This window comes from Kitasatospora sp. NPDC002543 (assembly GCF_053594915.1).
In genome coordinates this window covers 99,088-120,988 of sequence record NZ_JBSFWR010000004.1, presented here as the reverse complement: position 1 = coordinate 120,988, position 21,901 = coordinate 99,088, and the positions used below count along the sequence as shown (strand labels likewise).

General features: G+C 73.1%; 15 protein-coding genes, 1 tRNA gene, 1 other RNA gene and 2 pseudogenes. 6 read left to right on the top strand and 13 right to left on the bottom strand.

Annotated features, from left to right (window positions below; all coding sequences use genetic code 11):
* Positions 1-45: 45 nt before the first annotated feature.
* Positions 46-2,838, bottom strand: coding sequence for an ATP-binding protein (locus tag ACWD4P_RS03515; RefSeq protein WP_449778413.1), 2,793 nt, complete (start codon positions 2,836-2,838; stop codon positions 46-48).
* Between the two features lie 175 nt (positions 2,839-3,013).
* Here ACWD4P_RS03515 and ACWD4P_RS03510 point away from each other — a divergent pair, with 175 nt between their 5' ends.
* The 4 genes from ACWD4P_RS03510 (at position 3,014) to ACWD4P_RS03495 (ending at position 7,809) form a co-directional block, all read left to right on the top strand.
* Complete coding sequence (locus ACWD4P_RS03510; RefSeq protein ID WP_359824077.1) at positions 3,014-3,391, top strand: nuclear transport factor 2 family protein; 378 nt, start codon at positions 3,014-3,016, stop codon at positions 3,389-3,391.
* 99 nt (positions 3,392-3,490) lie between these two features.
* A complete protein-coding gene (locus tag ACWD4P_RS03505; protein ID WP_449778412.1) occupies positions 3,491-5,023 on the top strand; it encodes an MFS transporter in 1,533 nt (510 codons plus the stop codon).
* A gap of 276 nt (positions 5,024-5,299) precedes the next feature.
* Positions 5,300-7,156: a S9 family peptidase gene (locus ACWD4P_RS03500; protein WP_359824072.1), complete on the top strand. Its 1,857-nt coding sequence runs from the start codon at positions 5,300-5,302 to the stop codon at positions 7,154-7,156.
* Positions 7,153-7,809 (top strand): hypothetical protein, encoded by a 657-nt coding sequence (locus tag ACWD4P_RS03495; RefSeq protein ID WP_449778411.1) that lies wholly within the window; start codon positions 7,153-7,155, stop codon positions 7,807-7,809. The genes ACWD4P_RS03500 and ACWD4P_RS03495 overlap by 4 nt, the downstream gene beginning before the upstream one ends.
* A gap of 117 nt (positions 7,810-7,926) precedes the next feature.
* On the opposite strand, the gene ACWD4P_RS03490 is transcribed toward ACWD4P_RS03495, so the two are convergent.
* The 10 genes from ACWD4P_RS03490 to ffs all read right to left on the bottom strand — a co-directional run bounded on the left by ACWD4P_RS03490 (position 7,927) and on the right by ffs (position 18,489).
* Entirely contained in the window at positions 7,927-8,706 is a 780-nt protein-coding gene (locus ACWD4P_RS03490; RefSeq protein WP_449778410.1) for an SURF1 family protein, read from the bottom strand.
* Between the two features lie 84 nt (positions 8,707-8,790).
* On the bottom strand, positions 8,791-10,104 hold the full coding sequence (locus ACWD4P_RS03485; protein ID WP_449778409.1) for a hypothetical protein: 1,314 nt from the start codon (positions 10,102-10,104) through the stop codon (positions 8,791-8,793).
* Entirely contained in the window at positions 10,097-10,642 is a 546-nt protein-coding gene (locus tag ACWD4P_RS03480; RefSeq protein ID WP_350517356.1) for a SigE family RNA polymerase sigma factor, read from the bottom strand. Before ACWD4P_RS03480 ends, ACWD4P_RS03485 begins: the two co-directional genes overlap by 8 nt.
* 348 nt (positions 10,643-10,990) lie before the next feature.
* On the bottom strand, positions 10,991-12,088 hold the full coding sequence (locus ACWD4P_RS03475; RefSeq protein WP_449778408.1) for an aspartate-semialdehyde dehydrogenase: 1,098 nt from the start codon (positions 12,086-12,088) through the stop codon (positions 10,991-10,993).
* A gap of 114 nt (positions 12,089-12,202) precedes the next feature.
* Positions 12,203-13,483, bottom strand: coding sequence for an aspartate kinase (locus ACWD4P_RS03470; protein WP_359829622.1), 1,281 nt, complete (start codon positions 13,481-13,483; stop codon positions 12,203-12,205).
* 475 nt (positions 13,484-13,958) lie between these two features.
* Complete coding sequence (locus ACWD4P_RS03465) at positions 13,959-14,693, bottom strand: DUF5063 domain-containing protein (RefSeq protein ID WP_359829623.1); 735 nt, start codon at positions 14,691-14,693, stop codon at positions 13,959-13,961.
* Positions 14,686-15,285 carry a recombination mediator RecR gene (recR, locus tag ACWD4P_RS03460; RefSeq protein WP_218198914.1) on the bottom strand — a complete coding sequence of 200 codons (600 nt, stop codon included), beginning with the start codon at positions 15,283-15,285 and terminating at the stop codon, positions 14,686-14,688. The genes ACWD4P_RS03465 and recR overlap by 8 nt, the downstream gene beginning before the upstream one ends.
* 320 nt (positions 15,286-15,605) lie before the next feature.
* A complete protein-coding gene (locus tag ACWD4P_RS03455) occupies positions 15,606-15,947 on the bottom strand; it encodes a YbaB/EbfC family nucleoid-associated protein (protein WP_359829624.1) in 342 nt (113 codons plus the stop codon).
* A gap of 144 nt (positions 15,948-16,091) precedes the next feature.
* Positions 16,092-18,281, bottom strand: a complete 2,190-nt coding sequence (locus tag ACWD4P_RS03450; protein WP_449778407.1) for a DNA polymerase III subunit gamma and tau — start codon at positions 18,279-18,281, stop codon at positions 16,092-16,094.
* 111 nt (positions 18,282-18,392) lie between these two features.
* Positions 18,393-18,489: signal recognition particle sRNA small type (gene ffs / locus ACWD4P_RS03445), an RNA gene on the bottom strand.
* Between the two features lie 107 nt (positions 18,490-18,596).
* Here ffs and ACWD4P_RS03440 point away from each other — a divergent pair.
* Positions 18,597-18,681, top strand: a tRNA-Ser gene (locus ACWD4P_RS03440).
* A gap of 67 nt (positions 18,682-18,748) precedes the next feature.
* On the opposite strand, the pseudogene ACWD4P_RS03435 reads toward ACWD4P_RS03440, so the two are convergent.
* Positions 18,749-19,279, bottom strand: a pseudogene (locus tag ACWD4P_RS03435) (tyrosine-type recombinase/integrase); the annotation flags it as partial.
* Positions 19,280-19,581: 302 nt separating this feature from the next.
* Positions 19,582-19,772 (bottom strand): annotated as a pseudogene (locus ACWD4P_RS03430) (IS5/IS1182 family transposase); the annotation flags it as partial.
* 405 nt (positions 19,773-20,177) lie between these two features.
* On the opposite strand from ACWD4P_RS03430, the gene ACWD4P_RS03425 reads away from it, so the two are divergent.
* Positions 20,178-21,851, top strand: a complete 1,674-nt coding sequence (locus ACWD4P_RS03425) for an ATP-binding protein (RefSeq protein ID WP_449778406.1) — start codon at positions 20,178-20,180, stop codon at positions 21,849-21,851.
* The last annotated feature ends 50 nt before the right edge of the window (positions 21,852-21,901 follow it).

Below are 21,901 nucleotides of genomic sequence, written 5' to 3'. Positions count from 1 at the left end.
GGCCGGGGGCGGCGGGGCCTGCGGCGTTCGGGAGGGGCGGGCGGGTCAGAGGGTGGTGGGGAGTTCGGTGCGGGAGGTGATGTCGAGCTTGGGGTAGGCCTTGTAGAGGTGGTGGGCGACGGTGCGGGGGCTGAGGAAGAGCTGGGCGGCGATGTCGCGGTTGGTGAGGCCCTGGGCGGCGAGGCGGGCGATCTGGAGCTCCTGGGGGGTGAGCGGGGACGGCGGGGTGCCGGTGGGGGCGGCCGGGGTGGGGGCCGGGGTGCCGGTGGCGGAGAGTTCGGTGCGGGCGCGGGCGGCCCAGGGGTGGGCGGCGAGGCGGTCGAAGGTCTCCAGGGCGGCGCGCAGGTGGGGGCGGGCGTCGGTGCGGCGGCGGGTGCGGCGCAGCCATTCGCCGTAGAGGAGGGCGGTGCGGGCCTGTTCGAAGGGGCGGTGGGCCGCTTCGTGCCGGGAGAGGGCGGCGCGGTAGGCCTCCTCGGCGAGTTCGTCGGGGCCGAGCAGGGCCTGGCAGCGCAGGCGGAGTGCCTCGGCCCAGGGGCGGTCGGCGGCGGCCGTCCAGCGGGCGAAGCGTTCGTAGGGTTCGGCGGCGCGTTCGGGGGTGCCCAGGCGGACGGCGGCCTCGACCAGGTCGGGTACGGCCCGGGTGGCGCTGACGTGGTGGCGGTGCGGGCCGGTGGTGAGGGTGTGCAGCCGGTCGGCGGCGGCACCGATCCGGCCCTGGCCGAGGTCGAGCAGGGCGAGCGCCCACCGGGCCCAGGCCAGGCCGGCCGCGGGGGCGGCGGTCTGCGGGCCGGTGGCGGCGAGGGCGGCGGCGGCGAGTTCCGCGCAGTGGTCGGTCCGGCCGTCGAGCGCGGCCAGGTAGGCGAGCAGCGCGGTGAGTTGACTGACCCACTGGTGCTGGCCGGTGTCCCGGGCGAGGCCGAGGCCCTCGGTGGCGGTGAGTTCGGCGTCGCGGTGCCTGTCGTGGAAGAGTTCGGCCTCGGCCCGGAAGAACTGCAGGGTGGGCATCACGCCGACGGTGCCCTTGGCGCGGGCCTCGGCGATCAGTTCGGCGGCGAGTTCGGCGGTCTCCTCGTCGCGTCCGAGGACCAGGGTGGCGCCGCACAGCTGGACCAGGTCGACCGGGCTCTCGGCCCCCGCGCGGCGGGCGGCCTCGGCGGCCTCCCGGACGGGCGGCAGCGGCCCGGCGGGCCGGCCGAGCGCGGGCAGGACGGCCGCGGGCAGGTGGCGGGCGAGTGGGGCCAGCGGGTCGCCGGCGGCGAGCGGCAGGACCGCCAGGCGGTCCAGGACCGCTGCCACCGGCTCCTCCCCCGCGTACCAGGCGGCGTGGAAGGCCTGCAGCAGCATCCGGGCGGCGTACGTCGGGTCGATGTCGGTGCCCGCGGCGTCGAGCAGCAGCCGGTGGGCGATCGGGTACGCGCCGCGCCAGAAGTGCGCGGTGGCCCGGACCTGGTCGAGTAGGGCGTGCGCCAAGGCGTCGTCGGTGCGTGCGCCCGCCTCGTCGGCGAGCGCCTCGGCGCGCGCCAATTCGCCTTCCTCGGTGGCCGCTTCGGCGGCCAGGACGAGTCGGCGGGTGGCCCCGTCGCGGTCCGGGGTGAGCCGGGCGGCGCGCTCGTACGCGGCGGCGCCGCCGTGGCCGCCGCGGCGCTCGGCGCGGACGGCGGCGCGTTCCAGGGCGTCGGCGAGGCCCGCGTCGGGGGCGGTGGCGGCGAGGGCGAGGTGCCAGGTGCGGCGGTCGCCGTCCGGCAGCGCCCGCGCGACGGCGTGGTGGGCCGCCACCTTCTGGTGGTGCGGGGCCCGCTGGAGGATCGCGGAGCGCAGCAGCGGGTGCCGGAAGGCGATCCGGCGCTCGGCCGTGACCGCGACCAGTCCGCACCGCTCGGCGGGTGCGAGGTGCTCGGGGGTGACGCCGAGGTCGGCCGCGGCGGGCAGCACGACGTCCAGGGCCCCGTTCTCCTCGGTGGCGGCGACCAGCAGCAGGGTTTGCGTGGCCGCGGGCAGGCCGGTGACCTGGCCGTGGAAGGCGATCAGCAGCCGGCTGGTGAGCGGCAGGCCGCCCGGCGCCGGAGCCTGCGACCCGGCGGCGACCGGGAGTTCGGTGAGCGCGAGCGGATTGCCGGCCGCCTCGGCGAGCAGTCGGTCGCGGGTGGCGGAGGGCAGGCCGGGACCGGTCCGCCGAGCCAGCAGGCGGGTGGCGTCGGCCTCGGACAGGCCGGACAGCCGCCGTTCGGGCAGGCCCAGCGGGCGTTCCGCCAGGCCCTCGTCGGGCCCGGACGCGCCGCCGGTGCGGGCGGCGAGCAGTAGGGCGACCCCTTCGGCCTGGAACCGTCGGGCGGCCAGCAGCAGGGCGTCCAGTGAGGCCCGGTCCAGCCACTGCACGTCGTCCATGACGCACAACAGCGGTCGGTCGGTCGCGAGTTCGGCGAGCAGGCCGAGTGTGGCGAGACCGACCAGGAGCCGGTCGGCGCGCCTTTCGTCGGCGTGCCCTTCGTCGGCGGCGGGTCCGAGGGCGGCCGGGGCGTCGACCGGCCCGCTGCCATCGGAGAGCCCGAACGCCGTTTCCAGCGCCCGCCGTTGCGGCCCCGGCAGGACACCGAGCCGGTCCAGGCCGGGCGCGAGCAGCAGGCTCAGTCCGGCGTACGGCAGCTCCGCCTCGTACTCGACGCCGGCCGCCCGGACCACCCGGAACGCCTGCCCCGCCCGCACGACGGCGTCGTCCAGCAGCGCGGTCTTGCCGATGCCGGCCTCGCCCCTGAACAGCAGCACCCCGCTGCGACCGGCCCGCGCCCCGTCCAACAGCCCGTCCACGGCGGCCTGTTCGTCTTCCCTCCCGTACAGCATGCCCCGACCCTACCCATCCGGTCCGCGCGGCCGACCCGGCCACGGCCCGGTACTCCGGCGGAGGCTACGTACCCCCTACCCATACGTGACGGATTCGCCGCCGACCGGCCGTCCCTACCGTGGTGAGCACCGGGGCAGCACGCTCCAGGAACCCACCGGAACACGGGAGATGACGATGACCGGGATCACGACCGCCACCCTCCAGCAGCTCGCCGAGCGCTACCTCGCGGTCTGGAACGAGACCGACCCGGCGGCCCGCCGCAAGCTGGTCGACGAGGTGTGGGCCGAGGACGGCCGATACACCGACCCGCTGGCCGCCGTCACCGGCCGGGACGCGATCGACGCGCTGATCGGCGCCGCCCAGGCCCAGTTCCCGGGGCTGGAGTTCACCCTCGGCCCGGTCGACGCGCACCATGACATCGCCCGTTTCACGTGGAACCTCGGCCCGGCCGGCGCCGAGCCGGTGGTGATCGGCTTCGACGTGCTGGCGGCCACCCCGGACGGCCGGATCGGCGCGGTGTACGGCTTCCTCGACCGCGTGCCGGGCGCCTGAGCCCGCGGACCTCCGTACCGCCGCACCGAGGTACCCCCGCGCCGCTACAGCGCCGCCCCGCCCCTCGGCGGCGAACGCCAACCGTGAGGAGCGCCAGAGATGAGCACCGCCCTGAACGCCCGGCTGCCCGGGGAGGTCGCAGCCGGGGCCTCGACACCGACGACACCGACGACACCGACAACACCGACGGCCCCCATGACGCCACCGCCCCCACCGGCCCCCAAGGGGCTGCTGCCGGTCGTCCTGACCGCCACCTTCATGACCGCCCTCGACATCTTCGTCGTCAACGTCGCCCTCCCCTCCCTCCAGGGCGACCTCGGCGCCGGCCCGGACGCCGTCCAGTGGGTGATGGCCGGCTTCAGCCTGGCCCTCGCGGCCGGCCTGGTCACCGCCGGCCGCCTCGGCGACAGGTACGGCCGTCGCCGGGTGTTCGGGCTCGGCCTGGCCCTCTTCACCCTCGCCTCCGCCGCCTGCGGCCTCGCCCCCACGGTGCCCGCGCTGGTCGGCGCCCGGGTGGTGCAGGGCCTGTCGGCGGCGCTGATGGGCCCCCAGGTACTCGCGATCCTGCGGACCGCGTTCAGCGGCGCCGCGCAGGCGCGGGCGTTCGCCCGGTACGGCCTGACCATGGGCGTCGGCGCGGTGTTCGGCCAGCTGATCGGGGGCCTCCTGATCCGCGCGGACCTCTTCGGCCTCGGCTGGCGCAGCTGTTTCCTGATCAACCTGCCGATCGGGCTGGCCGCCCTGCCGCTGGTCCGCCGCAGTCTGCCGGAGTCCCGCGCCCCGCAGCGGCCCGGCCTGGACCCGGTCGGCGCACTGCTGGTCACCACCGCGCTGACCTGCCTGGTGCTGCCGCTGATCCAGGGGCCCCGGTCGGGGTGGCCGCTGTGGACCGGGCTCTGTCTGGGCGCCTCCCTCGCGCTGCTGGCCCTCTTCGCCGGACACCAGCACCGCGCCACCCACCGCACGGCCACCGGGTCCGCCCCCACCGGGTCCGCCCCCACCGGCACCGTCACCCCGCTCGTCGACACCCGGCTCTTCCGCAGCCGCCCCTTCAGCGCCGGTCTGCTCGCCCAGCTCGCCTTCTGGCTCGGCCAGGCCTCCTTCTTCCTGGTGCTCGCCCTGCACCTCCAGTTCGGCCGCGGCCTGGACGCCCTCGGCGCCGGGCTGGTCTTCACCGCGATCGGCCTGGGCTACCTGATCACCTCCAACACCACCCACCGTGTCACCAGCCGCATCGGCGACCGGCGCACCATCGCCCTCGGCGGACTGCTGATGGCCCTCGGGCTCGGTCTCCTGGCGCTCACCGCGTACGACGCCGCGGACGGCGGTGTCCGGTGGCTGACGCCCGGGCTGTTCGTGGACGGCCTCGGCATGGGCCTGGTGATCGCCCCGGTGACCTCGGTGGTGCTGGCCGGCGTCGAGCCGCGGCTGGCCGGCGCCGCGGCCGGGGTGCTGTCCACCGTGCAGCAGGTCGGCGGGGCGCTCGGGATCGCGCTGATCGGCCTGGTCTACTACGGCACCGACGACCCGACCGCCGCCTTCGGCCGCAGTGTCCTCGCCCTGGCGGCGCTGGAGCTGGTGCTCGTCGGCCTGGTCGGCTTCCTGCCGCACGGAGCGCCGTCCGAGGGCTGACCCCGAGCCGCCCGACGTGGTCCCGGTCCAGGACCCGACGTAGTCCCCTGCCCGGGACCCGACCTGAGCCCCGGCCCGGGACCCGACGTGATCCCCGGCACGTTCCCCGCCCCCGGCCCGAGCCCGCAGAACCCGGGGCCCGGGCCGGACGTTCGTGGACGCCCCCGGCCGCGCGCGCCGCGGCACCCCCCGGTGGCGCCCCCGGCACCCGGGGCGGGCGGCCCGAAGCCCGCCCGCCCGTTCCCTTCCCTCCCCCCGATCGGGTTGGATGGTCGGATGAGCGAGGAGAAGAGCGCCGTACCGGCGTGGGAGCAGCGGTTCAGGGCGGCCCGGGTGTCGCTGCCCGACTGGGCCGAGGACGCCCCCGACCGGGCGCTGTACGTGTCCAACGCGACCGGCACCTACGAGGTCTACGCGTGGGACCGCGCCACCGGCGCCCACCACCGGGTCACCGACCGTCCGAACGGCACCACCGACGCCGAGCTGTCCCCGGACGGCGACTGGGTCTGGTGGTTCGACGACCACGACGGCGACGAGTTCGGCGTGTGGCGCCGCCAGCCCTTCGCGGGCGGCCCCGACGAGGAGGCCGTGCCCGGCCTCGCCGCCTCCTACTCGGCCGGCCTGGCCCTCGGCCGCGACGGCACCGTGGTCGTCGGACGCTCGACCGACGAGGACGGCACCACCCTGCACCTGCGCCGCCCCGGCAGCGCCGAGCCGGTCGAGATCTACCGGCACGAGGAGTACGGCGGCATCGGCGACCTCAGCCACGACAGCACGCTGCTGGCCATCGACCACACCGAGCACGGCGACGCGATGCACTCCGCGATCCGGGTGGTCCGCCTCACCGGGGACGGCGGCGTCGAGACCGTCGCCGAGCTGGACGAGGTCACCGGCCGGGACGAGCCGCGCGGCGTCGCCTGCCTGGGCTTCGCCCCGGTCGACGGCGACACCCGCCTGCTGGTCGCCCACCAGCGCACCGGCCGCTGGGAGCCGATGATCTGGGACGTCGCCACCGGCGCCGAGACCGCCCTCCCGCTGCGCGACGAGCAGGGCCGCGAGCTGCCCGGCGACGTCTCCGCCCAGTGGCGCCCGGGTGCCGCGGAGCTGCTGGTGGAGCACGAGTACGAGGCGCGCAGCGAGCTGTTCTCGTACTCGCTCGCCGACGGCCGGCTGACCCGCCTGGACACCCCGCGCGGCACCGTCGGCGGCGCCACCGCCCGTCCGGACGGCACCGTCGAGTACCTGTGGTCCTCCGCCGCCGAGCCCTCCGCCGTCCGCTCCACCGCCGGGACGGTCGTGCTGCGGGCGCCCGGCCCGGTGCCGCCCGGTTCGGTGCCGGTCGAGGACGTCTGGGTGGACGGGCCCGGCGGCCGGGTGCACGCCCTGGTGCAGCGGCCGACGACGCCCGCGCAGGGCCCGTACCCGACCGTGTTCGAGATCCACGGCGGCCCGACCCACCACGACAGCGACTCCTTCGCCGCCGGGCCGGCCGCCTGGCTGGACCACGGCTTCGCGGTCGTCCGGGTCAACTACCGCGGCTCGACCGGCTACGGCCAGGCCTGGACGGACGCGCTGCACGAGCGGGTCGGCCTGATCGAGCTGGAGGACATCGCGGCGGTCCGCGAGTGGGCGGTCGACAGCGGTCTGGCCGACCCGGCCCGGCTGGTGCTCACCGGCGGCAGCTGGGGCGGCTACCTGACCCTGCTCGGCCTGGGCGTCCAGCCCGACAGCTGGGCCCTCGGCGTCGCCGCGGTCCCGGTCGCGGACTACCACACCGCGTACGCCGACGAGATGGAGGCGCTCAAGTCGCTGGACCGCACGCTCTTCGGCGGCACCCCGGAGGAGGTCCCGGAGCGCTTCACCGCCTCCTCGCCGCTGACCTACGTCGAGCAGGTGCGGGTGCCGGTCTACATCAGCGCCGGGGTCAACGACCCGCGCTGCCCGATCCGGCAGATCGACAACTACGTCGAGCGGCTGGAGCAGCTCGGCAAGCCGCACCAGGTGTACCGCTTCGACGCCGGTCACGGGTCGCTGGTGGTGGAGGAGCGGATCAAGCAGCTGCGGCTGGAGATCGACTTCGTCCGGCGTCACCTGGGCACGACCGAGCGCGACGGAGACGGAGGGGCGGCGTGAGACGCCTCCTGATGCTGGCGGCGGCGGTGGCCGGGGCCCTGGTGCTCACCGGCTGCTCGGGCTCGCAGCGGGCCACCGCCGCCTGCCCGCCGCCGGCCGGCCCGCCGGCGCCGAGTTCCTCGGCCGTCGTGCCGACGGGGTCCGCGGCACCGGCCGTGCCCGCGGCCCCCACCGCGCCGCCCGCCGCCCCGTCCTCGGCCCCGTCCTCCGCGCCGCACGCCACGCCGCTCGCCACCGCGACCAGGGCGGGCGCGCCGGGCCCGGGGACCGCGGGCGGCCCCGGGCGCGCGTCCGGTGACGCCGCCGCGGGCACCGCCGTCCGGTTGGCCGCGTACCAGCCGACCGACCCGGACGGCACCGTCGAGCTCGCCAAGGGATCGAAGGGGTCCGGCGGCTCCTCGGGCTCCTCCGGTTCGAAGGGCTCCAAGGGCTCCAAGGGGTCGAAGACCGGTCGCACGGTGCACCACCACATCGACCACTACGACTCCGACGACCACAACGGCGGCGGAAACGGCAACGGCCACTGCCACAGCGACCCGACGCCGCTGCCCACCGACTCCTCGTCCCCGGGCCGGCCGCTGCCCCCGACGCCGACTCCGCCCCCGCCGGCGGTCAAGCCGACACCGGCACCGGCCCTGCCGACCAAGCGCTGACCCCCGGCCGAGCGCTGACCCCCGGCCGAGCGCTGACCCCCGGCCGAGCGCTGACCCCCGGCCGAGCGCTGACCCCCGGCCGAGCGCTGACTCCCGGCCGAGCCGGGACGCCGCCGGTCAGTCCAGGACCGGGTCCAGCCCGAGGACCCGGTCCTGCTCCGCCTCCGCCTCACGGCGCACCAGGCGGTACCACATGAAGACCACGAACCCGGCGAAGACGAACCACTCCAGGGTGTAGCCCAGGTTCTGGAACGCGCGCAGCGTCAGCCCGTCCCCGCCCTGCGGCTGCACGGACGGCACGGAGACCAGCCCGGCGGGCGCGTCATCGGCGGCCACCCAGCCGTCGTACCAGCCGTCGTACTCCAGCACGTTCAGCAGCGACGCCCGGTTGATCATGCCCAGCTGTCCGGCGGGCAGGCCGCCCGCCACCGCCCCGTTGCTGCCCACGGACTCGTTGGCCTGCAGACGCCCGGTCACCGTCACCTGTCCGCCCGGCGGCGGCTCGGCGGCGGTGGGGGCCCCCGCCGCCCAACCCCGCACCACGGCCACGGCGTGCCCGTCGGCGGTGCGCAGCGGGGTGAGCACGTAGTAGCCCTGCTTGCCGTCCACCACCCGGTTGGGGACGAGCAGTTGGTGCTCGGTGTCGTAGCTGCCGGTCACCGTGACGGCCTTGCCGACGGTCTCCGTGCTCACCTGCGGGTTCGCCTGGTCGAGCAGCGCGTCGATCGGGCGGGCTTCACTCGAAGCGGTGAGCGCCTGCTTGGTCTCCTGGTGCGTGGACACCCGGTCCTCGAACCGGCCGAGCTGCCAGGAGCCCAGCCACAGGCAGACCGCCACGGCCGCCACGGCCACGACGGTGCCGCCGAGCCAGCGCGGAGTCAGGAGGAACCGGTACACACCCCCACGGTAACCACTCCTCACACCCGCCCGGCCTCCGACCCCCGGGCCCGGACCGGCGGCGTGCTCCCGGCGCGTCCGGAGTCACCCCGCCGTCGGAGAGCCCGACGGCTGCGGTGCCGGACCGCCGAGGCTCTGGACGCCACCGCGGTAGACGGTGCCGCTGCACGACACCGGCAGGGTCGCCGTGGCGGCCGCCGGGCTGCCGGGGGCCGGGGTGTGGGCGACGGTCACGGCGGGCGGCGCGGTGGTCGGGTTGCCGGTCGGGGGCACGGTCGGGCTGGGGGCGCCGGTGGGGCCCGCCGACGGGGACGAGGAGGCCGGCGGATTGGCGCTGGCCTCCTCGCTGGGTACGGAGGCCGGAGCACCGGACTCGGCGGCGGGGAGGTCCGCGCGCAGCGCCGCCTTGTAGAGGCCGTTCGACGGGGTGGTCAGGGCGCCCGAGCCGCCACAGGTCTGGTCCGGAACCCACGCGAACGGCACCCGGTACCCGGCCCGCGGCGCGAGCACCGGGGGCTCCCCGTCCATCGCCGGCAGGCCGGCGGCCGGGTCGCCCGGGGTGTGGTCGGCGGTGCGGACGCGGCCGCGGTCGCCGCCGCTGACGGCGGTGACCGCCACCGAGCCCGGCCCGCCGAGCCGGCAGCTGTGCCCGGAGGTGTTGTAGACGGTGAACGAGCCGTAGATCCGCCCGGCGGCGTCGGCCGAGCCGACCTGTCCGAGGCCCTCACCGAGGTCCGAGCGGGTGCAGAGCGGGACGATGCCGACGTCCCCGGCGCCGGAGGTCCCGGTGGGCGCGATGCCGCCGTCCGTCTGCGTCAGCCCGCCGCCGGGGGTGTGCGGGGCCGTGGACACGCCGGGTGACGGAGAGGCGTCGCCGGTGCCGCTCGGGTCCGTGTGCGGGGCCGCACCGGTGCCCCCGGCGGTGCCGGCGGTGCTGGGGGAGGTGGCCGCCGGGCTCTTGGCGTCGGCCGAGCCGGGGCCGCCGGAGAGCCCCAGGTGCTCGCCCTCGTGCAGGACGGGCAGGCCGATCGCGACGACGAAGGCCAGCGCGGCCGCCCCGGTCCAGGCACCGCGCCGGGCTGCCCGGCGGCGGGGCACGGCCCGCCGGATCCGCGGCAGTCCGCCGACCGAGGGCTGGATGCCGGAGACGGCGCCGTGCAGCAGCTCGCGCAGCGCCCGCTCCTCGGTGGACAGGTCCAGCAGCTCCGGGACCTCGCCGACCGGACGGTCCGGCCCGGGAGCGGCGGTGCCAGGAGCGCCCGTCCCCGGGGTGCCGGTGCCGGGGGTACCGGTGCCGGGGCTACCGGTGCCGGGAGCGGCGGCTCCGCGGCCGCCGGTCGCGTCCCCGTCGGGGGCCCCGTCCGCCGGTCGCCGACGACTGCCGTCCGGCTCAGCCATGTCCGGCCTCCATCTGGACGCGGAGGGCGGCGAGTCCCCGCGAGCCGTAGGCCTTCACCGAGCCGAGCGAGATGCCCAGGGTCTCGGCGACCTGCGCCTCCGTCATGTCCACGAAGTAACGCAGCACCAGAACCTCCCGCTGACGGCGTTGCAGACCACGCAGCGCGGCCTTCAACTGGTCGCGCTCCAGGGCATCGTAAGCACCTTCTTCTGCACTGGCCATGTCAGGCATGGGCTTCGGCAGCAGTCGCAGCCCGAGGATGCGGCGGCGCAGCGTGGAGCGGGACAGGTTGACGACCGTCTGCCTCAGGTAGGCCAGCGTCTTCTCGGGCTCGCGCACCCGGCGCCGGGCGGCGTGCACCCGGATGAACGCCTCCTGGACGACGTCCTCGCAGGTCGAGAGGTCGTCGAGGAGCAGCGCGGCGAGCCGCAGCAGTGAGCGGTAGTGCGCCTGGTAGGTCTCGGTGAGGAGGTCCTCGCTGGTACCCGCGTCGGTACCCGCGCCGGAGTCCGCCGCACCGGGTGCGGCCGCCGTCATATGGTCTTCTTCCGGCCTACTCGCAGGCCACGGGGCGCGCGACGGGAAGGACACCGCGGCTCTCGCCGGGATGCCCGCCCTTGCCCCCACCATCACGTTCGCCACGCACGTTGGACACTCGATCCCCTGTCATGGTTGCCCCGGCCGGGGCCCATTCTTCCGCATCGACGGAAGAGGCCTCCAGGGGATTCCCACGGGATTCCGGACGGATTGTGTCGAGGAGCGAACACAGGTATGGACACATGTGGGCACATCGGAACGTGCCGGGGCCGGTCGGGGCCGGCCTGACGGGCCCGGCCCGGTGGTTCCGGCCCGGTGCTTCCAGCCCGTCGATCCAGCCCGGTGGTCCTAGCCCGCCGGCTCGTCCGGCTCCGTCGGCTCGGCCGCGGGCTCACCCGCTGTCAGCTCCGCCGCCACCAGCTCGGCCAGCTGCACCAGGTTGAGCGCCGCCCCCTTGCGCAGGTTGTCCCCGCACAGGAAGAGGTCCAGCGCGTCCGGCTCGTCCAGAGCGCGGCGGACCCGCCCGACCCAGACCGGATCCGTCCCGACCACGTCGTTCGGCGTCGGGAACTCGCCCGCCGCCGGGTCGTCGTAGAGGACCACGCCCGGAGCGTCCCGCAGGATGTCCTGCGCGTGCTCCTGGGTGACCTCGCGTTCGAAGCGCGCGTGCACCGCCAGCGCGTGGGTGCGGACGACGGGGATGTGGACGCAGGTCGCCGAGACCTTCAGGGCGGGCAGGCCGAGGATCTTGCGGGACTCGTCGCGGATGCCCGCCTCCTGGGCGGACCAGCCGCCCTCGCGCAGCCCGCCGGTCCACGGCACCGCGTTGAGCGCGAGCGGGGCGGCGAACGGCCCCTGATCGGCGATCAGCGCCCGCAGGTCGCCGGTCTGCCGACCGACCGCGGTGCCCGCCACCAGCCCGGTCTGCGCGCGCAGCGCCGCCTCGCCGGCCCGGCCCTCGCCGCCGGCGGCCTGGTAGGTGGCGACCACGAGCTGCGCCAGCCCGTACTCGGCGTGCAGCGCGCCGACCGCGGCGATCATCGCCAGGGTGGTGCCGGCCGGACTGGCCACGATGCCGCGTGGGCGGATCCGCAGCGCGGCCGCGTTGACCTCGGGGACGACCAGCGGCACGTCCTCGGCGGTCCGGAAGACGGCCGAGTCGTCGATCACCACGACGCCCTTGGCCGCCGCGATCGGCGCCCACTGGGCGGAGACCGGGTCGGGGACGGCGAACACGGCGACGTCGATCCCCGCGAAGGCCTCCTCGGCCAGCGCGAGGACCTCGACCGCCTCCCCGCGCACCATCGCTGTACGGCCGGCCGAGCGCGGGGAGGCGACGAGTCGGATCTCGCTCCAGACGTCCCGGCGGAGGGAGAGCAGCCCGAGCAGCACCTCGCCGACCGCGCCGGTGGCGCCGACGACGGCGAGGCCGGGACGCCGGGTCATCGCCCGGCGCCCCGGCGGAGCCCGGCGCCGCGGCGGAGCGCGGTGCCCTGGCGGGGCGCGGCGCTCCGGCTCGGGGCCGGGGTCATCGCCCGGCGCTCCCGCTCCGTTCCCGGGTCATCGCCCGGTGCCGCCGTAGACGACGGCCTCGTCGCTCTCGCTGTCCAGACCGAAGGCGCTGTGCACGGCGCGGACGGCCTCCGGCACGTCCTCGGCGCGAGTGACCACCGAGATGCGGATCTCCGAGGTGGAGATCAGCTCGATGTTGACGCCCGCGGCGGACAACGCCTCGAAGAAGGTCGCCGTGACACCCGGGTTGGAGCGCATGCCGGCGCCGACCAGCGAGATCTTGCCGATCGCGTCGTCGTAGCGCAGCGACTCGTAGCCGATGCCCTCCTTGACCCGGCCCAGCGCGTCGATGGCCTTCTGGCCCTCGGTCTTCGGCAGGGTGAAGGAGATGTCGGTCAGGCCGGTCGACGCGGCGGAGACGTTCTGCACCACCATGTCGATGTTGACCTCGGCGTCGGCGATGGCGCGGAAGATGCGCGCCGCCTCGCCCGGCTTGTCGGGCACGCCGACGACGGTGACCTTGGCCTCGGAGGTGTCGTGGGCGACTCCGGAGATGATGGCCTGCTCCATCTCGCCCCCTTCGGGCTTGTGCGGGTTGTCGTTGCTGACGATCGTCCCGGGAAGACCCGAGAAGGACGAGCGTACGTGAATCGGGATGTTGTAGCGACGGGCGTACTCGACGCACCGGTCGAGCAGCACCTTGGAACCCGACGAGGCCAGCTCCAGCATGTCCTCGTAGGCGATCCAGTCGATCTTGCGGGCCTTCTTCACCACGCGGGGGTCGGCGGTGAACACGCCGTCCACGTCGGTGTAGATCTCGCAGACCTCGGCCTTGAGCGCGGCGGCGAGCGCCACGGCGGTGGTGTCCGAGCCGCCCCGGCCCAGCGTGGTGATGTCCTTGCTGGTCTGGGAGACGCCCTGGAAGCCCGCCACGATCGCGATGTTGCCCTGGTCCAGGGCGGTGCGGATGCGGCCGGGCGTCACGTCGATGATGCGCGCCTTGTTGTGCACGGAGTCGGTGATGACACCGGCCTGGCTGCCCGTGAAGGACTGCGCCTCGTGACCCAGGGATTTGATCGCCATGGCCAGCAGCGCCATGGAGATGCGCTCTCCAGCGGTCAGCAGCATGTCGAACTCACGGCCGGCAGGCAGCGGTGACACCTGCTCCGCGAGTTCGATGAGCTCGTCCGTCGTGTCGCCCATCGCGGACACCACGACGACGACCTCATGGCCGGCCTTCTTGGCGTCAACGATCCGACGGGCCACGCGCTTGATGCCTTCGGCATCCGCAACGGATGAGCCGCCGTACTTCTGCACGACAAGGCCCACGTGCGCTCCTCGACTCGAAGTCTTTTCCGGGGGCTACGGGCCCCCGTACCCCCCTGGGGAGAGGGGGGTGCGGTCGTCGTCAGTCTACCGAGCAGGGGTGCCGCGACTGGCGCTTTCCATATGGTGAGACGGTAGTTTCAGCACGTGAGCGGCCGTACGGGGGGCCACCGCCGTCAGGTCTGCGGGCGATTCGGCACGGCTCCGAAGAATCGGCGGATCGGAGGACGGTGATCCGGCCGGATTTCTTTTCCGGCCGATTCGCTGAGGCATCCGTCACAATCCGAAGGCACTGACGAAAGCACTTCCGAAGATGCCTCCGGAGGCGCTGCCGCGGAATGCCGCATACCGCGTGCGGCCGTCCGCAGGCCGCCGCCGGCACGCCGCCGTCCGCACTCCGCCCCGCGCGTGTCGCCCTCCGCGTGTCGGCGGCCGCGTGTCGCCCCCGCGTGTCGGCGGCCGGCGACCCGGGAGCGGCCTACCGCCCGAGCCCGAGCTCGGCCGCCATCAGGTCGCCCGCCTGCTGCTCCAGCTGCTCGTCGGTGAGACCGTCGTCGTCGGTGTCCGCGCCGTCCGGCACCGCGCCGAGCGGACTGTCCAGCCGGACGTGGGCGATCAGCGACTGCAGGGCCCGCAGCACCGCCGTGCAGGTCGTGCCCCAGTTCGAGAGGTACGAGAACTGCCACCACCACAGCGCCTCGCTGACCCGGCCCTCGCGGTAGTGGGTCAGGCCGTGCTGGAGCTCGCTGACCACGCCGGCCAGGTCGTCCGAGATCCGGAAGGCGTTGGGCTTCTCCGGCGGGCCGTACGGGTCGAAGACCTCGTGGTAGACGTCGATCGGCGCGAGCAGCTCGGCGAGGCGCTCGCGCAGCTGCTCGCCGTCCGGCTCCGGGCCCGCGTCGGGCTCGAAGCGGTCCTCCGGGACGACGTCCTCGATCGCTCCCAGCCGGCCGCCGGCCAGCAGCAGCTGCGAGACCTCCAGGAGCAGCAGCGAGACCGCGCTGCCGGGCTCGTCGCCCTTGGCGACCTCGGTGACGGCGAGCACGAAGCTCTCCACCGAGTCGGCGATCTGCACGGCGAAGTCGTCCGGCTCCGAGCCGTGGCCGTGGGTGTGCGGGGCGTGCGCCCCCTCGTGCGGGGCGGCTGCCCCCGGTTCCCCGTGGGACTGCTGGTGGGGGGTGTGGGGCTGCTGGTTGATCGTCCGGTCAGACATCGAGCAGTCGTCTCCCTTCGAAGGCGCGGCCGAGGGTGACCTCGTCCGCGTACTCCAGATCCCCGCCGACGGGCAGGCCGCTCGCCAGACGGGTCACCTTCAGGCCCATCGGCTTGCAGAGCCGGGCCAGGTAGGTGGCGGTCGCCTCCCCCTCCAGGTTGGGGTCGGTGGCCAGGATCAGCTCGGTGACAGTGCCGTCCGCGAGGCGCGACAGCAGCTCGCGGATGCGCAGGTCGTCCGGGCCGACGCCCTCGATGGGGCTGATCGCGCCGCCCAGCACGTGGTAGCGGCCGCGGAACTCACGGGTGCGCTCGATGGCGACGACGTCCTTGGGCTCCTCGACCACGCAGATGACCGCGAGGTCGCGGCGCGGGTCCAGGCAGACCCGGCACTGCTCGGCCTCCGCGACGTTGCCGCAGACCGCGCAGAAGCGGACCTTGTCCTTGACCTCCAGCAGCGCGTGCGCCAGTCGGCGCACGTCGGTCGGGTCGGCCTGCAGGACGTGGAAGGCGATCCGCTGGGCGCTCTTGGGCCCGACGCCGGGCAGCCTGCCCAGTTCGTCGATCAGGTCCTGAACCACGCCCTCGTACAACGTCGCGCCTTCCCTCGGATGGTCGGTGGTGCCGGGTGACCGGCGGTACCGGATGGTCGGTGGTGTCGGATGGCCGGCGGGTGCCGGGTGACCGGCGGTACCGGACGGCCGGCGGGTGCCGGACCGTCGGTGCTGCCGAACGAGCGGCGGTGCCGGACGGCCGGTGGTGCCGGACGGCCGGTGGTGCTCCGGTGCCATCATCCAACGAATCGGGCGTCGGACACAGCGCCCGACGCCCGACTCCCACATAAATCACATGGGTCTGTCGTCTGAACTACAGACTGTTCGACCCGAAAGTCGGTCGACCCGAAAGCCGGTCGTCAGAACGGCAGGCCGGGGATGCCGCCGCCGCCCAGGCCCTGGGTCAGCGGCCCCATGCGCTCGGCCTGCATCTTCTGCGCGGTCTGGTTGGCGTCCCGGACGGCCGCCAGGATCAGGTCCGCCAGGGTCTCGGTGTCCTCCGGGTCCACCGCGGCCGGGGCGATGGTCAGCGCCACCAGCTCGCCGGCACCGGTCACCGTCGCCTCGACCAGGCCGCCGCCCGCCGTACCGTTCACCTTCGTCTCGGCCAGCTCCTGCTGGGCCTTCGCGAAATCCTGCTGCATCTTCTGCGCCTGCTTCAGCAACTGCTGCATGTTGGGCTGGCCACCACCGGGGAACACGGCTGTCTCCTTGCTGTCACGGCTGTCTTGCGATGCTTCGTCCGTCACCGCCGAGCCTACGTGCTGCCCGCTGCCCCGGGCCCCGGACCGGGGCCGGATCAGGGTCGGCTCAGGGGCGGCCGAGGACCGGGGGCCCGGCCCGGATCAGGACCCCTGGTGGTGGATCTCCTCCAGCACCGTCGCACCCAGCTCGCGGATGATCAGCTCCTGGCCGGAGAACACGTCCTCCTTGAGGTCCGGGTCGTCCGCCTCCGGGATGTCGTCCTCCGGGGCCACCGACCGCACCGACCGGACCGGCGGAGCCGACGGCGGGGCCTGCACCGGCGCGGGCGCCACGGGCGGAGCCTGCACCGGCGCCGGCACGGCCTGGACCGGCGGAGCCTGCACGGGCGCCGGAGCGGGGGCGGGCATCGCCGGAGCGGCCGCCACCGGACGCGCCGGGGCTCCCCAGCCCCCGCCGCCCTGGGCACCGCCGCCCGGCGCACCGCCCCCCGGGCCGGCGGAGCCGCCGGACGGGTCGACGATGCACTCGATCCGCCAGTCCACGCCCAGCGCGTCGGCCAGCGCGGCGCGCAGCACGTCCTCGCTGTTGCTGCCGACGAAACTGTCCCGGGCGCCGGCGTTGATGAAGGACACCTGGAGCACGCTGCCGTCGAAACCGGCCACCTGGCCGTTCTGGCTGAGCAGGATCCAGGTGAAGCGGCGGCGGTTCTTCACCGCCTCCAGGATCTGCGGCCACAGCTGCCGCACCTGCGCGGCACCCTGCTGCGCGGACGCCGACGGCTGCCCGCCGGGAGTCGCCGCCGGGGCTGAGGCCGGTGCGGGCACGGGGGCCGGTGCCTGGGCCTGGACGGCCTGCGGCTGCTGCGCCGCAGGCGGCGCCGCAGGAGCCGTGGGAGCCGTGGGAGCCGTGGGAGCCGCGGGGGCACCTCCGGCGGGCGGGAAGCTGCGCGGGATCGGCCAGGCACCCGGCGCCGGCCCGGCGGGCGCGGCGGCGGGCGGCGGAGCCTGCACGGGCTGCGCCGCCTGGACGGGGGCGGGCTGCATCGGCGCGGGCGCCACCGGCACCTCGGCGAGCGGCGCGGCCGGCGCGACCGGGGCAACGGGCGCGACCGCCACCGGCGCCCCCGCCGGCAGGCCCATCGGGGCCCCCATCGGCGCGGCGAACCCGCCGGCCGAGGCCCGTCGCTCCAGCTTGTCCAACCGTGCCTGCAGCGACAGCTCGTCGCTGTACGCGCCCGGCAGCATCACCCGGGCGCAGATCAGCTCCAGCTGCAGCCGGGGCGCCGCGTTGCCGCGCATCTCGGTCAACCCGGTGTTGACGAGGTCGGCGGCCCGGCTCAGCTCGGCCGCGCCGAACGCGTCCGCCTGCGCCTGCATCACCGCGACCCGGTCGGCCGGGGCGTCGATCAGCCCCTTCTCCCCCGCGTCCGGCACGGTGGCCAGGATCACCAGGTCGCGCAGCCGCTCCAGCAGGTCGGTGACGAAGCGGCGCGGATCGTGCCCGCCCTCGACCACCCGGTCGATCACCTGGAACACCGTCGCCCCGTCGTGCGCGGCGAAGGCGTCCACCACCTCGTCCAGCAGCGCGGAGTCGGTGTACCCGAGCAGCGCCGTGGCCATCTGGTACGTGACGCCGCCCTCCGCGGCCCCGGCCAGCAGCTGGTCCATGACCGACATCGAGTCACGCACCGAACCGGCGCCCGCCCGCACCACCAGCGGGAACACGGCGTCCTCGACCTGGATCCCCTCCCGGCCGCACACCTCCGCCAGGTAGTCGCGCAGCGTGCCGGGCGGGACCAGCCGGAACGGGTAGTGGTGCGTCCGGGACCGGATCGTCCCGATCACCTTCTCCGGCTCGGTGGTCGCGAAGATGAACTTGAGGTGCTCCGGCGGCTCCTCGACCACCTTGAGCAGCGCGTTGAAGCCGGCCGAGGTCACCATGTGCGCCTCGTCCAGGATGAAGATCTTGTACCGGCTGTGCACCGGCGCGAAGAACGCCCGCTCGCGCAGCTCGCGCGCGTCGTCCACACCACCGTGCGAGGCGGCGTCGATCTCGATCACGTCGATCGACCCGGGCCCGCCGGTCGCGAGGTCCCGGCAGGACTGGCACTCCCCGCAGGGCGTCGGCGTCGGCCCCTGCTCACAGTTGAGGCAACGGGCCAGGATGCGTGCGCTCGTCGTCTTGCCACAGCCACGCGGCCCGCTGAACAGGTACGCGTGGTTGACCCTGTTGTTGCGCAGGGCCTGCTGGAGCGGAGCGGTCACGTGCTCCTGCCCGATGACCTCCGCGAAGGTCTCGGGGCGGTAGCGGCGGTACAGGGCTAGGGACACACCCCCGACGATATCGGGACGGACCGACAAACGCGTCGCCCCTCACCCCCGCCGGGCCCCGGGCCTCACCCCCGCCGGGCCCCGGGCCTCACCCCCGCCGGGCTCCGGGAACGCAAAGACCCCCCGTGCACCCGCCAGAGCCCTCCTACCCTTGCTGCCTTCCGGCCCTGGGGGGGTTCAGAGAGATAACGCCACACGAGGGGCTGACCCCCACACTACCGGATCCCGGCCCCGACGATCCACAGGCCACCCCCACCTCCCGCCTGCGGGATAGGTGGTCGCGAGCACCCCGAAACATGTACTAAGCTCTCCCACGGAGGATTCGCCTAGAGGCCTAGGGCGCACGCTTGGAAAGCGTGTTGGGGGCAACCCCTCACGAGTTCGAATCTCGTATCCTCCGCCTTGATCGAAGGCCCCGACCGGTTCACCGGTCGGGGCCTTCGTCGTTCACAGTCTCATCCGTAGTCTCAACGGCCCTTCTCCGCGGCCTCCTCGCCACGGCCGTCCGAGTCCTTGGCCACCTGCCAGATGAGCCCACCGACGCGCTTGGCGACGTCCTGGAGGATGCCGCCCGTCACGTGCTGGTACCGCGCGGCCATGGCCGTGGACGACCAGCCCATGATCTGCATCACCACTCGTTCGGGGACCCCGAGGATGAGAAGCACCGTGGCGGCGGTGTGGCGGGCGTCGTGCAGCCGCCCGTCCCGGACCTTGGCGTCGGACAACAGCAGCTTCCACGCGTCGTAGTCCGTGCTCGGCACCAGCGGCCATCCGAACGGCGAGGTGAAGACATACCCGCTGTCGCGCCACTCCTGCCCGGCGCGTCGGCGGTCGCGGTCCTGCTCCTCCCGGTGCAGCTCCAGCAGCCGGATCAGTTCGTCCGGCAGGCCGATGACCCGGCGGCCGGCACGCGACTTCGTGTTCGCGGTGTCCTCGTTCTTCCGGAGTCGCTGCTTGCAGTAGCCAGGCATTCGGCCGCAGTCGCCCCCGCAGCCGTGCTTCCGCATCATGACGTGCCAGACTCCCCAGCTGTGGGATCCAGTACGAGCGGTCAGGCCCTCAACCCGCAGGTCGAGCGGTCGGGCCAGTCGCCGTAGCTAGCCCAGCGTGCGCATGCTGTGCGCGCGAACGCGCCAGCAGGTCGCCTGCCCTGAGCCATATAGAGTCGCGACGAAGCACGGACCATAACTGGGTCACACGTCCACTGCGACCGGAACGTCGCAAGGGAAACACCACGTCGCGGTTCTTGTCTGCCTCGCCCGGCGCCGCATCGACGTCCTGTTCCCCGTGCTCAGGGAGTCGCGTGCTGGTGGGCCCGGTCGACCGTGGAGTCGACGGCGGCCATCCATTCCACCCGGCCCACTGCGTCGTCGCGGACCTGGACGTGCTCCCGCAACTTCGCCCAGGTCCCGTCCGCCTCCCAGCGCGCGTAGCGCTCACAGACGGATGCCACGGCCTGGAGCGCTCGGGCAGGCCACACCACGGACGGCCACGTCCGTCCACCCTGCGGCAACGAGGTCTGAGTGAGGCACCGGCGTCAGAGCAGCGCTGCGGCTAGCACGGGCAACACACCTGGGTCGGTCCGAGACTGGCCGCAAGAGAGCAACCTGCCCAGGCCCTTAAAGGGGTCGGGCGTAAATGGGCGAAGCCCTCGGGCGGACGAGGGCTGGCCGGCGCAGCAGGGGAGGAGGCATCGTCTGATGCTTCCGAGTGACCAAGCACTGAAGTGCCTCGCACCGTCACGGCCTACAGACTCGGACATGGTTCCTTAGTTGGGCGGGTTGCCCGGATCGCTGTCGGCTCGTCAGGAACACCTGAGACACTGGAGGAAGCGTCTGATGACAGCTGTGTCGTTGCAAGGCGCTGGTTGGACTGTGGGAGAGGTGTCACGCAGACATGACTGCGAGTGAGGCAGGGGCGGCGCACATGGGCTTCACGGAGGTACCGATCAACCCCGGGAGAATCCTTCGGGCGATCGCACGGATCGGGTACACGCCTGAAAGCGCCATCTGCGATATTGTCGACAACTCGGTAACAGCGAAGGCACAGCGCATCTCCATCAAACTTGAGCGCGAGCCCGACATGTCCGAAGCTCGCAGGAATAGCGCAGCCCGTTACATCATCGCTGACGACGGCGATGGCATGGGCACAGATGGCCTGATTGAAGCTCTGGCACTGGGCGTAGACGGACATTATGAGTCGGGGAGTCTCGGGAAGTACGGGCTCGGCTTGAAGAGCGCGGGCCTCTCACAAGGCGACCGGATCGAGGTTGTAAGTGCATGTGAGGGCGGGTCGTGGAGCAAAGTGGCTCTTGACCTTCCTCATGTGGAGGAGGTTGGCAGGCTGGAGTGTCTTATGGAGACTCCTGATTCCGCCGACCTTGATCGACTGAGCGAGCTTATTCCTGGCGCTACTCATGGCACAATGGTCACGATTGAGAAGATTCATAAGCGCAATCACCCGAGCATCCGCAAGACCCGCGAGGCCCTTGAGCGGAATCTCGGGGTAACTTACTTCTATTTCCTTCAAGAGAACGGCGGAGATCTCCAGATCCTGCTGGATGGCGATCCGGTGGAGCCTTTCGATCCACTCTTTGTCGATGAGGCTAATGCGGCCGGCAATCTCGACGACTCCACCTGGGATGGCCGAGATGTTCGATGGCTTGAGCGTCCGATGCCCCTGGTTCTCGATGCTGAGAACCAAGTGGAAGTCACAGTCGAGGCGACGCAGCTGGTCCACCCGCCCGCGTTTGATAACTCCGCTGAGATCCGTAAGAAGTACATGATCGGCTCGAGCCACTACGGGTTCTACGTTTATCGAAATAAGCGACTCATCCGGCGGGCAGAGCGATTCAACGGACTGATTCCCACCGACCAAGACTATTTTTCATTCCGGGGTCGAATCCTGATCGACGATTCGGCAGATGACGCCTTCAATATCGACGTAAAAAAGTCGGAAATACTCCTTAGTGAAGAGGCTGAGGACGCGCTCAGTGAAGCTATCTATGAGGCGCGACGCCTGAGCAAGAGTGGCTGGAAGCGCGCAACCAAAATCCTTCGCGAGAAGGCCAATCAGGACCCAAATCGAAAGGCCGCAGAGGCGCTCTTTGAGGTTGACTTCCCAGAATTCCTCCCGACGGACCCGGATGACGCTGCCTCAGAGGACGAACGGGCTAAACGCGCCCAAAAGGAATCCGTTCGGCATCCCCTGGGAGATGAAGAGCGCGAGAAGGCTCGCAAGGAGGGGGCGCGGGTCACGTTTGTTGACCAGTTGGACGACAATGCCTTGTGGGAGCGCTCGCGCGATGCCACGCTGGGAACGGTTGTGCGGATCAATCGATCGCATCGCTTCATGAGAATGTTTGATGAGCGATTTGGTGATGACGCAGACGTCGTGCTTCTTATTCAGGCTCTTTTTCTGAGCCTTGCCTCGGCAGAAAGTGGCACGGTGCGAAACAAGCAGGACCTCGACGATGAAATCATCGAGGAGGTGTTCGTAACCTACAGGAATCAGGCTTCGGCCGCAGTTTACAAGGTAACGGCAGATGCACTTGAGAAGCGCTTCGCTTAGGCAAGGATAAATGTCAATTCTCGCCGAGGGAGAGACATGGGGTGCCGCTG

Coding starts and splice junctions, on each gene's coding strand:
- ACWD4P_RS03475 (WP_449778408.1), bottom strand. CDS start 12,088: ATGACCCGGCGTCCCGGCCTCGCCGTCGTCGGCGCCACCGGCGCGGTC.
- ACWD4P_RS03515 (WP_449778413.1), bottom strand. CDS start 2,838: ATGCTGTACGGGAGGGAAGACGAACAGGCCGCCGTGGACGGGCTGTTG.
- ACWD4P_RS03510 (WP_359824077.1), top strand. CDS start 3,014: ATGACCGGGATCACGACCGCCACCCTCCAGCAGCTCGCCGAGCGCTAC.
- ACWD4P_RS03505 (WP_449778412.1), top strand. CDS start 3,491: ATGAGCACCGCCCTGAACGCCCGGCTGCCCGGGGAGGTCGCAGCCGGG.
- ACWD4P_RS03480 (WP_350517356.1), bottom strand. CDS start 10,642: ATGACGGCGGCCGCACCCGGTGCGGCGGACTCCGGCGCGGGTACCGAC.
- ACWD4P_RS03485 (WP_449778409.1), bottom strand. CDS start 10,104: ATGGCTGAGCCGGACGGCAGTCGTCGGCGACCGGCGGACGGGGCCCCC.
- ACWD4P_RS03500 (WP_359824072.1), top strand. CDS start 5,300: ATGAGCGAGGAGAAGAGCGCCGTACCGGCGTGGGAGCAGCGGTTCAGG.
- ACWD4P_RS03465 (WP_359829623.1), bottom strand. CDS start 14,693: ATGTCTGACCGGACGATCAACCAGCAGCCCCACACCCCCCACCAGCAG.
- ACWD4P_RS03425 (WP_449778406.1), top strand. CDS start 20,178: ATGACTGCGAGTGAGGCAGGGGCGGCGCACATGGGCTTCACGGAGGTA.